This is a genomic window from Asinibacterium sp. OR53 (assembly GCF_000515315.1).
Classification (GTDB): domain Bacteria; phylum Bacteroidota; class Bacteroidia; order Chitinophagales; family Chitinophagaceae; genus Sediminibacterium.
The window spans coordinates 3067735-3081553 of sequence record NZ_KI911562.1; the positions used below are offsets into that span (position 1 = coordinate 3067735).

The 13819-nt window shown below is 46.4% G+C and carries 14 protein-coding genes and 1 other RNA gene; 4 read left to right on the top strand and 11 right to left on the bottom strand.

Annotated elements, in window-relative coordinates:
• Positions 1-26: 26 nt before the first annotated feature.
• The 3 genes from SEDOR53_RS0113565 to nhaA are packed head-to-tail and all read left to right on the top strand — an operon-like array spanning position 27 to position 3850.
• Positions 27-1037: an MlaD family protein gene (locus SEDOR53_RS0113565; RefSeq protein ID WP_026770212.1), complete on the top strand. Its 1011-nt coding sequence runs from the start codon at positions 27-29 to the stop codon at positions 1035-1037.
• The gene (locus SEDOR53_RS0113570) at positions 1034-2653 is read left to right on the top strand and encodes an OstA-like protein (protein WP_026770213.1); all 1620 of its coding nucleotides are present in this window, start codon (positions 1034-1036) and stop codon (positions 2651-2653) included. The genes SEDOR53_RS0113565 and SEDOR53_RS0113570 overlap by 4 nt, the downstream gene beginning before the upstream one ends.
• A 12-nt stretch (positions 2654-2665) precedes the next feature.
• Positions 2666-3850, top strand: a complete 1185-nt coding sequence (gene nhaA / locus SEDOR53_RS0113575) for a Na+/H+ antiporter NhaA (RefSeq protein ID WP_026770214.1) — start codon at positions 2666-2668, stop codon at positions 3848-3850.
• Here nhaA and prfB read toward each other — a convergent pair.
• The 5 genes from prfB to SEDOR53_RS0113595 all read right to left on the bottom strand — a co-directional run bounded on the left by prfB (position 3813) and on the right by SEDOR53_RS0113595 (position 9086).
• Positions 3813-4902 (bottom strand): peptide chain release factor 2 gene (gene prfB / locus SEDOR53_RS18065; RefSeq protein WP_369751307.1). Its coding sequence is split into 2 segments (ribosomal slippage): positions 3813-4853 and positions 4855-4902, totalling 1089 coding nucleotides; the frame shifts between segments, so codons are not numbered across the junction. The two genes, nhaA and prfB, sit on opposite strands and share 38 nt — an antisense overlap.
• Positions 4903-4972: 70 nt before the next feature.
• Positions 4973-5321, bottom strand: an RNA gene (gene rnpB, locus SEDOR53_RS18745) — RNase P RNA component class A.
• Positions 5322-5340: 19 nt separating this feature from the next.
• The gene (locus SEDOR53_RS0113585; RefSeq protein ID WP_026770216.1) at positions 5341-6369 is read right to left on the bottom strand and encodes a Smr/MutS family protein; all 1029 of its coding nucleotides are present in this window, start codon (positions 6367-6369) and stop codon (positions 5341-5343) included.
• A gap of 18 nt (positions 6370-6387) precedes the next feature.
• Positions 6388-8094, bottom strand: a complete 1707-nt coding sequence (locus SEDOR53_RS0113590) for an amino acid permease (protein WP_026770217.1) — start codon at positions 8092-8094, stop codon at positions 6388-6390.
• A 26-nt stretch (positions 8095-8120) separates the two neighbouring features.
• Positions 8121-9086: a polyprenyl synthetase family protein gene (locus SEDOR53_RS0113595; RefSeq protein WP_026770218.1), complete on the bottom strand. Its 966-nt coding sequence runs from the start codon at positions 9084-9086 to the stop codon at positions 8121-8123.
• A 111-nt stretch (positions 9087-9197) separates the two neighbouring features.
• On the opposite strand from SEDOR53_RS0113595, the gene SEDOR53_RS0113600 reads away from it, so the two are divergent.
• Complete coding sequence (locus SEDOR53_RS0113600; RefSeq protein WP_026770219.1) at positions 9198-9674, top strand: hypothetical protein; 477 nt, start codon at positions 9198-9200, stop codon at positions 9672-9674.
• Between the two features lie 78 nt (positions 9675-9752).
• Here the strand turns inward: SEDOR53_RS0113600 and ftsY are convergent, their stop codons facing one another.
• From ftsY to SEDOR53_RS0113630, 6 genes are all read right to left on the bottom strand, one after another.
• The gene (gene ftsY / locus SEDOR53_RS0113605; protein ID WP_026770220.1) at positions 9753-10712 is read right to left on the bottom strand and encodes a signal recognition particle-docking protein FtsY; all 960 of its coding nucleotides are present in this window, start codon (positions 10710-10712) and stop codon (positions 9753-9755) included.
• Positions 10713-10794: 82 nt separating this feature from the next.
• Positions 10795-10968 carry a DUF4295 family protein gene (locus SEDOR53_RS18920; protein WP_084220435.1) on the bottom strand — a complete coding sequence of 58 codons (174 nt, stop codon included), beginning with the start codon at positions 10966-10968 and terminating at the stop codon, positions 10795-10797.
• Positions 10969-10970: 2 nt separating this feature from the next.
• Complete coding sequence (gene rpmG, locus SEDOR53_RS0113615; RefSeq protein ID WP_026770221.1) at positions 10971-11153, bottom strand: 50S ribosomal protein L33; 183 nt, start codon at positions 11151-11153, stop codon at positions 10971-10973.
• Positions 11154-11178: 25 nt separating this feature from the next.
• Positions 11179-11415 (bottom strand): 50S ribosomal protein L28, encoded by a 237-nt coding sequence (gene rpmB, locus SEDOR53_RS0113620; protein ID WP_026770222.1) that lies wholly within the window; start codon positions 11413-11415, stop codon positions 11179-11181.
• A gap of 203 nt (positions 11416-11618) precedes the next feature.
• On the bottom strand, positions 11619-12023 hold the full coding sequence (locus SEDOR53_RS0113625) for a retropepsin-like aspartic protease (protein ID WP_026770223.1): 405 nt from the start codon (positions 12021-12023) through the stop codon (positions 11619-11621).
• Between the two features lie 103 nt (positions 12024-12126).
• The gene (locus tag SEDOR53_RS0113630) at positions 12127-13755 is read right to left on the bottom strand and encodes an ABC-F family ATP-binding cassette domain-containing protein (protein ID WP_026770224.1); all 1629 of its coding nucleotides are present in this window, start codon (positions 13753-13755) and stop codon (positions 12127-12129) included.
• Positions 13756-13819: the final 64 nt, after the last annotated feature.

Here is a 13819-nt window from a genome sequence, read left to right on the forward strand (position 1 = left end):
CGGAAGAACCCTTAGTTTTGCATGATATGAAGATATCGAATGAAACCAAGGTGGGTGCCCTGACCGCTATCGCCATCACCTTATTGATCCTTGGCTTTAACTTCCTCAAAGGCAAGACCCTGTTCAAGACCGGCAATCTCATCTATGCCAAATACACCGATACCAAGGGCATTATGGTATCCAACCCCGTTTTCGTCAATGGCTACCAGGTAGGATCGGTTTATGATATTGAAAATGCCGATGAAAACCTTTCCTCCATCATTGTTGCCATCAAGCTGAAAAGCAGTTATAATATTCCCACCAACTCTGTTGCTTCTATCAAAGACAACCCGCTGGGCCCCGCCAGTATCAACATCAAGCTGGGAGATGCCCACCAATACCTGCATTCGGGGGATACAGTGCTGACTGCCTCTTCGGCGGGATTATTGGGTGATGTAATGACCAAACTGGGTCCCGTGAGCGAACAGATCAAGAGCACTGTTCATTCGCTCGATAGTGTACTCAAGAACATCAATGCCATCTTCGACCCCAATACCAAACATAACCTGCAGGAGGTGATCGCCAACATTAACAAAACCACAGCAAGCCTGGTGGTATCTTCAGCGTCTATTCAATCCATGCTCAACCAGCAATCTGGTTCTATTGCGGCATCTATGAACAATGTAAACAGCTTCACCAAAAACCTGGCCGATAACAACGACAAAGTCACCCACCTGCTGGGCAATATGGAGAAGACTACCGATAACCTGGCCAAAGCAGATATCAGCGGTACGGTAGATAAGCTCAAAACTTCTGTTGAAAACCTCAACAGTATTCTCACCAAGATCAATTCGGCAGACGGTTCATTTGGTAAATTGATGAACGATAAAGCGCTGTATAATAACCTCACCAATACCGTGCGGAGCGCCAATATTTTGCTGGATGATCTGCGCTCGCATCCCAAACGCTATGTAAACATTTCCGTTTTCGGAAAGAAAGATAAATCCGGACCACTGACTGCTCCCCTGCCCATTGATTCTTCAAGGCAACAACCATGAGCAGTGCACGATATATCATCATTGGCTTTCTACTATCATGCTCCCTGATAGCCGGCGCACAGCGTACTACAACCACTGATACTGCTGCCGTGGGCACCACGCTGGTGATATTAAAAGCCGACCGGTACAATTATATCAAGAAAGATACGGCGAATGCTTTTGCTTCCCTGGGCGGACATGTGGAAGTGAAACAGGATAAAACATTATTTTATGCAGATAGTGCCGTGATCAACCTGCTCAATAATACCATGGAAGCTTTCGGCAATGTGCACATCAATGATGCCGATAGCGTGCATACCTATGCCCAGTACATGCGTTACCAGGGCAAGGAACGCAAAGCCTTCCTGCAGAAAAAAGTAAGGCTCACCGATAGTAAAAGCACGCTGACCACCGATGAATTAGAGTATGATGCGGCCGTTAAGATCGGCACCTATCTCAAAAGCGGTAAACTGGTGAATAAAAAAACAGTACTCACCAGTACGGAAGGATATTATTATGGCGATACCAAAGATGTGATCTTCAAAAGGAATGTGGTGCTCATTGATCCGGAATACAAAGTCTATACCGATACGCTGCAATACAATACCAATACCGAGATCTCAACGTTTACGAGTCCTACTACTATTTACAATGAAAAGCGGATCATCAAAACACGGAATGGTATTTTCGACAAGAAGAATAAAAAGAGCACCCTTTATGAGCGTTCTTTCATAGACGACAGCACCTATACCGCCACTGCCGATGATATGGCTTTCGATGATTCTACCGGTATGGGAGAATTGAGAGGGAATGCAGTATTGCGCGGCAAAGATTCAACCGAAGGAGCCGATATCATTGCCAACAATATCAAGATCAACAAGAAAAACAATTCGGCGTTGGCCACGGAGAAACCTTTATTGCTGCTCAAACAAAAACGCGATACCATTTTTGTAAGCGCCACCCTTTTGTACACCGCACGCCTCTCCGACCTGATCAAGACCCGCCCGGTACCACCGGTGCGTGACAGCACGGCGCCTTTAATGGTTGCCGGCAAACCTGATAGCAGCAGCGATAAATTCTTTGAAGCGTACAACAACGTGAAGATATTTTCCGATTCGTTGCAGGCGGTAGGCGACAGTCTTTTTTATTCGTTGCAGGATTCGGTGTTCCGGCTTTTCAAAGAGCCCATTGTGTGGGCTAAAGAGAACCAAATCACCGGTGATACGATCTATCTCTACCTCAAAAATAAAAAGCCGGAGCGTTTGTATGTGTTCAACAACGGCATGGCCCTGAGCCGGGTAGACAGTACCGAGTATTATCAGCAGATCAAAGGATACACCATCAATGCGCTGTTCGAAGATGGAAAAATTAATTTTTTGCAAGCCAAAGATTATGCAGAGAATGTCTATTACGCGCAGGACGATCAACATCGCCTGGCTGGTGTGAACAAAAGCAGTTCTGATATGATCAAGGCTTATTTCTCAGATGGCAAACTGAAGCAGGTAAAACTGTTGAATAAGGTGGAAGGAACCATGTACCCGATGTTGCAGGTGAATCACGATCAACTCAAGCTGCGCAATTTCCATTGGTACGATACCAAACGCCCCAAGAGTAAATTCGATATCTTAGCGAATTAATCCTAAGTATACGTGCTGGCCAAACTCATTCATCCTTTCCTTAAATTCGTGAACGATAGCCGCGCTATCGGTATTACATTATTGGCCTGCACAGCTATATCGCTCATAGCTGCCAACTGTGGCTTCTGGAGCAGTGGTTATGTTGATGGGTGGTCCGCCGGCTTCGACGGCTCCGCTGGGCATCACCTGCACATAGGCTTTTTATCCCTGCCCAATTCTCCCCTGCTCGTGATCAATGATGCACTCATGGCTTTGTTCTTTTTCCTGGCCGGGATGGAGATCAAACGAGAACTGGTATGCGGGGAACTGGCATCCATCAAAAAATCACTCTTGCCAGTGTTCGGTGCCGTGGGTGGTATGTTGGTGCCCGCGTTATGCTTTGCTCTTTTTAATAAAGGAACCAGTTTCATCAATGGCTGGGCCATTCCTACAGCAACAGATATTGCGTTTACATTGGGTATTGCATCATTGCTGGGCAAGCGGGTACCGGTAGCATTGAAAATATTCCTGACCGCGCTGGCCATCATCGATGACCTGGGCGCCATTATTGTGATCGCCATTTTTTATGGAGGCCAGCTACAGGCCGGATACCTGTTGATCTGCCTGTTGACAGTGGGTCTTTTATGGTTGCTCAATTACCAGAAAATACCTTTCGGTTGGATGCATTGGATATTGGGTATCCTGCTCTGGTATGCCATGTTCAATTCGGGCATTCACGCTACCGTGGCCGGTGTTGTTTTGGCATTGCTGGTTCCCGTGAAACAATTAGAACGGTTGGAGTTGAAATTTCACCTGCCCGTTTATTTTATTGTGATGCCGCTATTTGCGCTGGCTAATACAGCAATAAGGCTTCCCGATAATAGCTTGCATGCTTTATCGGGAAGCCTTAGCTGGGGTATCATTACCGGCCTTTGCATTGGCAAACCATTGGGCATTTGCACTGCCTGTTATTTGCTGGTGCGAAAAAAATGGGCGGTACTACCTTCTTCAACCAACTGGTATCAACTGGCGGGAGGATCTATGCTGGCAGGCATAGGCTTTACCATGAGCATTTTCATCGCTACACTCGCATTTGATGACAATAACGTTCAGGACATTGCTAAAATATCCGTCCTCATCGCATCACTGCTGGCAATGGTTGTTGGATATGTTTGGCTTTTTAATTCTCCTCCTTCTCCTGCATCAGGTAAGCTTTGATGAATCCATCCAACTCCCCGTCCATCACGGGTCCAACATTACCTACTTCGTAGTCGGTACGATGGTCTTTGATCATTTTATAAGGATGGAATACATAGCTTCGTATCTGGCTGCCCCATTCGATCTTCTTTTTGCCGGCGTTGGCTGCATCTACAGCTTCCTGGCGTTTGCGCAGTTCTTCTTCGTATAAGCGGCTCTTGAGCATTTTCAAAGCCAGTTCGCGGTTCTCTCCTTGTGTACGTGCCTGCTGACATTCTACAATGATGCCGCTGGGTATGTGCTTCAGCCGGACAGCTGTTTCAACTTTGTTAACGTTTTGTCCGCCGCTGCCACCACTGCGATAAAAAGCCCATTCGAGGTCTCCGGGGTTCACATTGATCTCGATGCTGTCGTCTATCAACGGGTAAACGAATACAGAAGCGAAAGAAGTATGTCTCCTGGCATTGCTGTCGAATGGAGATATGCGTACGAGGCGATGTACGCCACTCTCTGCTTTCAAGAATCCATAAGCAAAATCGCCGTCGAATTGCAAGGTGGCGCTTTTGATACCGGCGCCATCGCCTTCCTGCAAATCCAGCTCTGTAACTTTCCAGCCTTGTTTTTCTCCGTACATCAGGTACATGCGCATGAGCATCTGTGCCCAATCCTGGCTTTCGGTACCACCTGCGCCGGGGTTGATCTGCAGGATAGCAGGCAATTCGTCTTCCGGCCTGTTGAGTGTACTTTTGAATTCAGCCTCTTCAATTCTTTCCAGTGCTGTTTCATAAGCCAGTTTGGTTTCTTCTTCACTGGCATCTCCTCCCTTCCAGAAATCGAATAATACGGCAAAATCCTCCACAGCAGTTTCTACCTGCTTATAGAGTTTTAACCAGTATTCATTTACCTTGATCTCTTTCATGATGGCCGTGGCCCTGGCGTTATCATCCCAAAAGCCCGGCGAAAGGGAAAGCTGTCGATCTGTTTCTACTTTGTAGGTGCGGTTCTCGACGTCAAAGAAACCTCCTCAGGACAAGCACGCGGTCCCTCATAAGTTTAATCTGTTCTTGTGTCATGCGGCGAAGATAATGAAACTTTAAGCAGATCCTTCGACTCGCTTCGCTCGCTCAGGATGACGACCAACATAAAACCACTTGCCTCGTAAGCCGGATTCTGTTTCTAAACCATCATTTATCTGGCCGCAACATTACTGTTGCGATCTTGCTGCCTACCCTGGAACTCAGACGGGCCGTCTTCAAACGTTCCTATACATGGCATTACAGCACCCAAGGTTTACCCTCTCATACTGTTACCAGCATGGGATGTGAGCTCTTACCTCACATTTTCACCTTTACTCCGTTTGAATGGAGCAGTTATTTTCTGTGGCACTGTCTCTTCCCGTTCTGCAACGGGAGCCGGCTGTTCACCGGTGGGTTGCCCTTCGCTGTCCGGACTTTCCTTCCCGTATATACGAGACGATGGTTCGGGCAAGTGGAACTACAAAGGTACAGAATCTAATATTGAAAGAATATTTCAGTGGCTCCGTAACCGAAACGGGGGTCGTACTGGTTGATGAAATGTTTTACTTCCCGCCTGCTCTTCAGCAGGTCGTGTATCTCATCGCGCAGCTTGCCGGTACCTACGCCATGTATAATGATCAGTGAAGGTTGCCGGTGCGCTATGGCCAGCTCATACCATTTTTCAAATTCTTTTAACTGAATGGTGATGATCTCAAAGTTGCTGAGCTGTTTCCAGTCATTCGTGAGCTTTTCTATGTGCAGGTCAACCACCGAACGCGCGGGCGGCAGGTGCTGGCGCACTTTCGAAGCATCATACACTTTATAACCCTTGGCTGCTAAGCTGCTCCATTCGGGTTTATCGTCTTCCACCTGGTCGGGATAAGTATCGAATAAAGGATAAGAAATCACCGGCTCATTCTTTTCTTTCAGCTCTTCTATTTTCCGGAACAGTTGCTTGGTCTTGAGTTTGAGCTGCGTTTCAAAATGCGATGCTTTTCTTTTCTCAGGCTTTGCAAGGGAAAAATCTATGCTGAAAGAAGGACTGTCATTCACCGCTTCGAAAGGAATATCGTGCAGGTAAAAATCATGGAAAGCCAGTACTTCATTTTCCAGTTCAAAATTCGTTTCGTTGAAGAACTGCTGCTTGTAAACAAAACGATAGGCTTTGTCCGTTCTGTTCACCAGGTATATTTTCAGCAGTTCCACTACTTCGTCGTTGAAATCGTCCAGCGCGAATTTGGGAACCAATGTGAGCCATACGCCGTTGGCCACTTGTATCTGGTTGGGTTGCGGCTTTTCTTTGGGTACCTGGTCGATATAAGTTTTGGGTGCCTGCTTTTTTTCCGGTACCAGTTTTTTTTCCGTGAACCTTTTAAAATAGGGGAAATCGATCTGGTCCATATAAGCAGGGAATTTCACGCCCCTTACTTCAATGAGCACCATCTTATCATTCATGACCTCTATCACTTTTCCTTCCTCGTTCGAGTGAAGCACAATGATCTCGTCGCCTACCTGGTATTTCATGCTGCAAAAATAAAGAATCTACCCCTGCTGCGCAGCAAGCACGCTGTTGCGACGTCCGTAAAAGAAATAAATGAGCAGCCCCAGTCCCATCCAGGCAAAAAAACATTCCCAGCTTACAACAGGTATCTCTATCATCAGGTACAGGCAGGATAACACCCCCATGATGGGAATGAATGAATAGTTCCTGATGAAAGTAAGCACGGCGAGTATTACTGCGATCAATAGAAATACAAGGAATAGTATTTCCTGGTAGCTTTCCTCTCCGATGTGTTGAATGGAACTGAAAAACCGGTCACGGAAAAGATATACGAAAAGAGCCAGCAATAAAGGGATCAGGAATTTGCCATTGATATAGGGCAGTTTGAATTTGCCTGTTCCTTCCGTTTGCGGAGGTAATAACAGTACACCACCGGAAACGAGTACAAATGCGAACAAAGTGCCGATGCTGGTAAGGTTGGTCATCAGCTCCGATTCAGCGAACAGGGCTCCGGTACCCACCATCAACCCGGAAACGATGGTTGCGAATGAAGGGGTTTGGTATTTGGGGTGTATTTTCTGAAAACGTTTGGGCAGCAATCCATCGCGGCTCATGGTCATCCATATCCTGGGCTGTCCCAGTTGAAACACCAGCAACACAGAGGTAGTAGCCACCACAGCGCTTACCGATACGATCTTCTCAATCCAGGGTGCGCGGTGTTTGAATACAAAAGCCAACGGGTCGCTCACACCCATGAAATGATCGTAATGTTCCATCCCCGTTAACACCATGGCAATGAGGATATACAATACGGTACAAATGATGAGTGAATAGATCATACCCCTGGGTATATCACGTTGCGGATCCTTACATTCTTCCGCCGTTGTAGAGATAGCATCGAAGCCGATGTACGCATAAAACACAGCCGATACTCCTTTCAAAACGCCGGTGAAACCATTGGGCATAAAGGGCTTCCAGTTATTGGTATCTACAAAGAAAGCGCCCGCAATGATCACAAAGATGATCACCGCTACTTTAAAGATCACCATGTAGTTGGCAGACTCCTTGCTTTCTTTGATGCCTATATAGGTAAGCCAGGTAATGAAACCCACTACAAAGAAAGCAGGCAGGTTGAAAAATATATGCCAGCCGCCCAATACCGGTGCGTTGTTATATGCCTGTACAGCGAATTGATAACTCTTCAGTTGGTCCGGCGTAAGTGTTGCGCCGGATGCAAGTGCTTGCGAAGCCGTATGAAAAGCGGTATTGGCCGTTTTAGGATCCACCAATAACCAGTCGGGCAAATGGATATGAAAAACATTCACCAGCAGGTTATTGAAATAACCGCTCCAGGAAATAGCCACCACCACGTTACCAATGGCATATTCCAGTATCAGTGCCCAGCCAATGATCCATGCCACCAGTTCTCCGAAAGTCACATAAGAATAAGTATAGGCACTCCCGGCAACAGGTACACGGCTCGCAAATTCGGCATAACACAAGGCAGAGAAGCCACAAGTGACAGCTGTAATGACGAACAGAAGAGAAATACCCGGTCCTCCATTATAAGCTGCCCCACCAATGGTAGAGAATACACCAGCCCCGACCACGGCGGCAATACCCAGGAAAGTAAGGTCCTTCACCCCTAGCACTTTTTTCAGGTGGCCACTGTGGCCATCACCTTCACCGGCATTGACCTCGGCCATGATCTTGCTGATCGATTTTTTTCTGAATAAAGAATTCGGCATAAGCAGTCTATGATTTGAATGAAGTGTTAATGTTCGCGGTGGATAAGAAATTCGGCCAGGTCATGCAAAGGTTTTTTACGGGCGCTTACCACCGCAATGGCATCGAGGTGATGCAGGGCGGTTTGCAGGTATTGGTCTTTGAGTTTTGTGGCCCATGCATCTACATTACAAGCCCTGAAAAGTTGCAGTACCTGCTGCACTTTATCGGGCGGGTTCTCCTGCATCAGTTGTTGCAGCTGTTTCCGTTGTTCGGGCGAAGCTGTTTCCAATGCATACAGCAACAGGAATGTTTTTTTGTTTTGCCTGATATCACCTCCCACTTCTTTACCAAACTTTTCAGGATCGCCAAACGCGTCGAGGTAATCATCCTGTACCTGGAAGGCGATGCCCAGGTTTTTACCGAACTCATATATATGCTGGCAATTGCCTTCACTGGCACCTCCCAAAACAGCGCCTGTTTGCAGGCTGGCGGCCAGCAACACCGAAGTCTTCAGGGTGATCATGTGGATATAATCGTCAAGCGGCACCGATGGCGCTTTTTCAAAATCCATATCGAGTTGCTGTCCTTCGCATACTTCCCTGGCGGTTTTATTGAACAGTTGCAATATCCTTGGCAGGTACTGCGCCTGCACATTGCTCAATTGTTCATAAGCCCTGATCATCATCACATCACCCGCCAGCAAAGCCGTGCTCTCACCGTATTTGACGTGTACGGTTTCCATTCCCCTGCGCAAGGGGGCGGCGTCCATAATATCATCGTGTATGAGTGTGAAATTATGGAAGAGCTCAATGGCAGTGGCCACTGCCCAGCTGTCAGGTTGTATGGCGTCAAATAACTCATTGCCCATCAGGCACATCACCGGTCTGATGCGTTTCCCCCCGCGGGATAGAAAATATTCTCCCGGCTCATAGAGTGTAGCAGGTGCGGGCGGAAAATGCTTCCTGGTAAAAAAAGTCTCAAAAGAATCAACCAGTTCCTTGAATGTATGCATGGCGCAAACCTAACTATAATAACTTAAAATGGTTAATACATTAATTTTTATCAAACTATAAATACATATTGCATTTTGGCATGATTTTGTATGCTACCTAAAAAACAAGTTATGAAGAAATTATTATTGGCAGTAGCAGTGCTATTTGCGGCAGTAGCTGTACATGCACAAAGTGAGGGTTCCACGTATAGAACAGCTTTAGGTTTGAAGGTATATCCTGGCGCCGTAACGATTAAACATTTTATACAGAATAACAGGGCACTGGAAGGTCTGGGTTACTTCAACAATGATGGTTTCCGCCTTACCGGTCTCTACGAAGTACATGGCGATTTCAATGGAGCGCCCGGATTGAAATGGTACATTGGAGGCGGTGGCCACGTTGGTTTCTGGAGTGATAGCTGGAAGCAGGCTTATCCTTACCGTAACAGCGGTACCGCCATTGGTGTGGATGGTGTACTGGGTGTTGACTATAAGATTACCGGCGCGCCCATTAACCTTAGCTTCGACTGGCAACCATCTTTCAACTTCATCGGTTACAATTATTTTGAAGGCGGATGGGGAGGATTGGCAGTGAGGTATACTTTCTAACAATAAACAACAGCTTACACTAAAATAAAAGGCAGCGTTTGTTTAGCGCTGCCTTTTATTTTTTCATAGAAGTATGTATCAGCCAAGGTTAAAAAGGCTGTCTACAAATTCGTGTTTATCGAAGATGATGAGGTCATCTATCTTTTCTCCTACACCAATGTATTTGACCGGTATTTTAAATTGGTTGGCAATGGCCAGTACCACGCCCCCTTTAGCCGTGCCATCGAGTTTGGTAATGGAAATAGCCGATACGTCTGTAGTAGCAGTGAATTGCCTGGCTTGTTCTACAGCGTTTTGTCCGGTTGAACCATCCAGCACCAGCATCACTTCGTGCGGCGCCTGCGGAATGAGTTTTTGAATCACCCTTCTGATCTTACTCAACTCGTCCATAAGATGGGCTTTGTTGTGTAATCGTCCTGCTGTATCAATGATGGCTACGTCTGCATTTTTGGCGATGGCACTTTGGACGGTGTCGTATGCAACAGCGCTGGGATCTGAGCCCATGGCTTGTTTTACAATGGGTACGCCTACCCTTTCACTCCAGATGGTGAGCTGGTCTACGGCTGCGGCCCTGAAAGTATCGGCAGCGCCCAGGATCACTTGTTTACCGGCCTTTTTGTAATTGTGGGCCAGTTTACCAATGGTGGTGGTTTTGCCCACTCCGTTCACGCCTACTACCAGTATCACATAAGGTTTCTTGCCTTCGGGGATATCGAAATCTTTGTAGTTCTGTTCGGGTGCGTCTACCAGTATGGCTTCTATTTCCTGTTGCAGCAGGTTGTTGAGTTCAGCGGTATTTACATATTTATCCTGCTTTACCCTTTTTTCAATGCGTTCGATGATTTGTACGGTGGTTTCAATACCTACATCGGCGCTGACCAGCGCTTCTTCCAGGTTATCGAGCACTTCTTCATCTACCGTGCTTTTACCTGCAATGGCTTTGGTGATCCTGGAGAAGAAACCTTCCTTGGTCTTTTGAAGACCCTGGTCGAGGCTTTCTTTTTCTTTTTTACCGAATAGTTTTCCGAGTAAACTCATATAGTTGTCAGTTGATTCGCAACTAAATACAAAAAGCCTTCCGCTGGCCGGAAAGCTTTTAATATCGTTGATACCCGATCAATTATTTTGATGACAGGAAATCTTTTACTTTGTCTTTGTGGACGATTGTCTCTTTAAAAGTATAAGCACCTGATTTTGGGCTGCGGATAGCCTTGATCACTTTAGTCCAGTTCTTAGCTTCAGCGGCTGCCTTCTGGTCTTTTACTTTCGCGTTTTTAGAAGCTGCTTTTGCCATGGTTATTTGATTTCTTTATGAACGGTTACTTTTTTCAGAATGGGGTTGAACTTTTTCAGCTCCAGGCGCTCCGGAGTGTTCTTTTTGTTTTTAACGGTGATGTAACGGCTTGTACCGGGCTGACCGCTGGTCTTGTGCTCTGTACATTCCAGGATTACCTGCACCCTATTACCTTTCTTTGCCATTGTAGGTAGTTTACTTTGTTAATTGTTAGATTTTAGCTCCCTGGGCTCTCATTTCTTTGATCACCGTAGCCAAACCATTTTTGTTGATCGTTCTCAAAGCATCAGTTGAAACCTTAAGGGTAACCCAACGGTCTTCCTCAGCAAAAAAGAAACGTTTTTTCTGTAAATTAGGTAAGAACCGGCGCTTGGTCTTAATGTTTGAGTGAGAAACAGTGTGACCACCAATCGGCTTCTTTCCGGTAACCTGACATACTCTTGCCATGACTCTATTTTTTTCGGGACGGCAAAGGTAATGAAATACCCCAGATTTTCAATAGAAAAAGTTCCTTTTTTTAATATTTTCTCAACAGGATGGTATAAACCCCATTTGGAAAATCTGTCAACAGTTGGTTATCCACATTTTTTGCCGCCGCAAAAATAGATCATAGATGGCAAATCCGGAATATTTTATTGATTCTGAATGTTTTAGCATGGTACAGCAAAAGCTTGTCCTTTCTTCAGTTGCAATTTGGCTACCCGCGGGTCTACATCTACTGCGTCATGTTCGAAATTGAGCCTGATCCGCCACTTCTGCAAAGTAGCCGCACCAATGATCGACTCTTCGCTCAATCCGGGAACTACTAGGAATTCATCACTGAGGAGTACGTCGTGGATATAAAAATCCAACCTGACTACCTCTGATATCTCCATAAAATGTCCCTCACTGGCCGTTGCAAGCCTTCTCTTCACGCCCAAAGGGCTTGCCTTTTCCACTCCCGTCAGCACTTCAGAACTAATACATGAAAGGTTTGCTCCACTATCGAATAAAGTATAGAGCCTACGTTCTCCCAATGTTCCAACATAAAGTAAAGGCAACCGGATTACAGACATACTATTTAGTTTTAGTTCCCATAAAACTAAGCTATCATTCAACAAAAAAGCCACTTCACAGCGGCTTTGGGAAAATTTTCGGCAAATACTTAACACTTTCCTATCAGGAAGTATACATTTCCTCACGCAATTCTTTCACACGCTTGTCATCCAGGTACTCATCGAAGGTCATTAGCCTGTCGATAATACCCTTCGGTGTGAGTTCAATCACACGGTTAGCCACCGTTTGCATGAAAGTATGGTCGTGCGAAGTAAGCAATACCACACCGGGGAAAGTATTACATCCATCGTTGAAGCTCTGGATGCTTTCCAGGTCGAGGTGGTTGGTAGGCTGGTCAAGCGTAACCACATTGGGATTCTGCAGCATCATACGGCTCACCATACAACGCACTTTCTCTCCCCCGCTCAGTACATTGGTCTTTTTCATGATGTCGTCTCCGCTGAACAGCATCTTGCCCAGGAAACCACGGATGAACGGCTCATCGGCATCGGTTACATGCGCAGGCACAAACTGGCGCAGCCAGTCCATCAGGTTCAGCCCCTGCGTGAAGAACTCATTGTTCTCCAACGGCAGGTAAGCCCTGGTAATGGTGGTTCCCCACTCATATTTTCCGGCATCTGCTTTTGCATTGTCGTTGATGATCTCAAAGAAACTGGTAACCGCCAGCGGGTCGCGGCTCAGGAAAGCGATCTTATCGCCTTTGTTGATATCAAAAGTTACTTTATCGAACAACACCCTGCCATCCACTGTCTTCTTCAGGTTCTCTACATTCAGTATCTGGTTGCCCACTTCACGCAGTGGCTGGAAAATGATACCGGGATATTTACGGTTGGATGGTTCGATCTCTTCAATAGTAAGTTTCTCCAAAGCCTTCTTACGCGAAGTAGCCTGTTTACTCTTCGAAGCATTGGCCGAGAATCGGGCAATGAAGTCGAGCAATGCCTGGCGTTTCTCCTCTGTTTTCTTGTTTTTGTCGTTGATCTGGCGACTCATCAGTTGCGATGATTCGTACCAGAAAGTATAGTTACCGGTAAACACTTTGATCTTGGAGCGGTCCACATCGGCCACATGGGTACACACCGTATCTAAAAAGTGACGGTCGTGGCTCACTACCAGTACAATATTTTCATAATCGGCCAGGAAATTCTCCAGCCAGCCGATGGTTTCTATGTCCAGTCCGTTCGTAGGCTCATCGAGCAGCAAAATATCGGGGTTACCGAACAACGACTGTGCCAACAGCACCCGCACTTTCATGTTGGAAGGAATATCTTTCATCAGGCTGCCGTGCATCTCGTCTTTGATACCCAGGCTGCTCAGCAAGGTGGCGGCATCGCTCTCTGCCGTGTACCCGCCCATTTCACCAAATTCCGCTTCCAGCTCACCTGCGCGGATACCATCTTCCTCCGAAAAATCGGCTTTGGCATAAATGGCTTCCCGCTCATGCATCACTTCCCACATTTTTTTGTGGCCCATCAGTACGGTATTCAATACGGTGTAGTCATCGAACTCGAAATGGTTCTGCTTCAGGAATGACATCCTTTCTCCCGGTGTGATCTCAACAGACCCCTTGTTAGGCTCTATCTCCCCGCTCAGTATCTTCAAAAAAGTAGATTTACCGGCCCCGTTGGCTCCTATCACTCCATAACAGTTGCCCTTGGTGAAATTGATGTTCACCTCATCGAACAATACCCTTTTACCATAAGCCAGGGTGATATTTCTTGCGCTGATCATTGCTTGCTTGATTTTTCCGGCGGCAAAATTAAGGGTTCACGGCCATAATCAATATCTTTAGCCA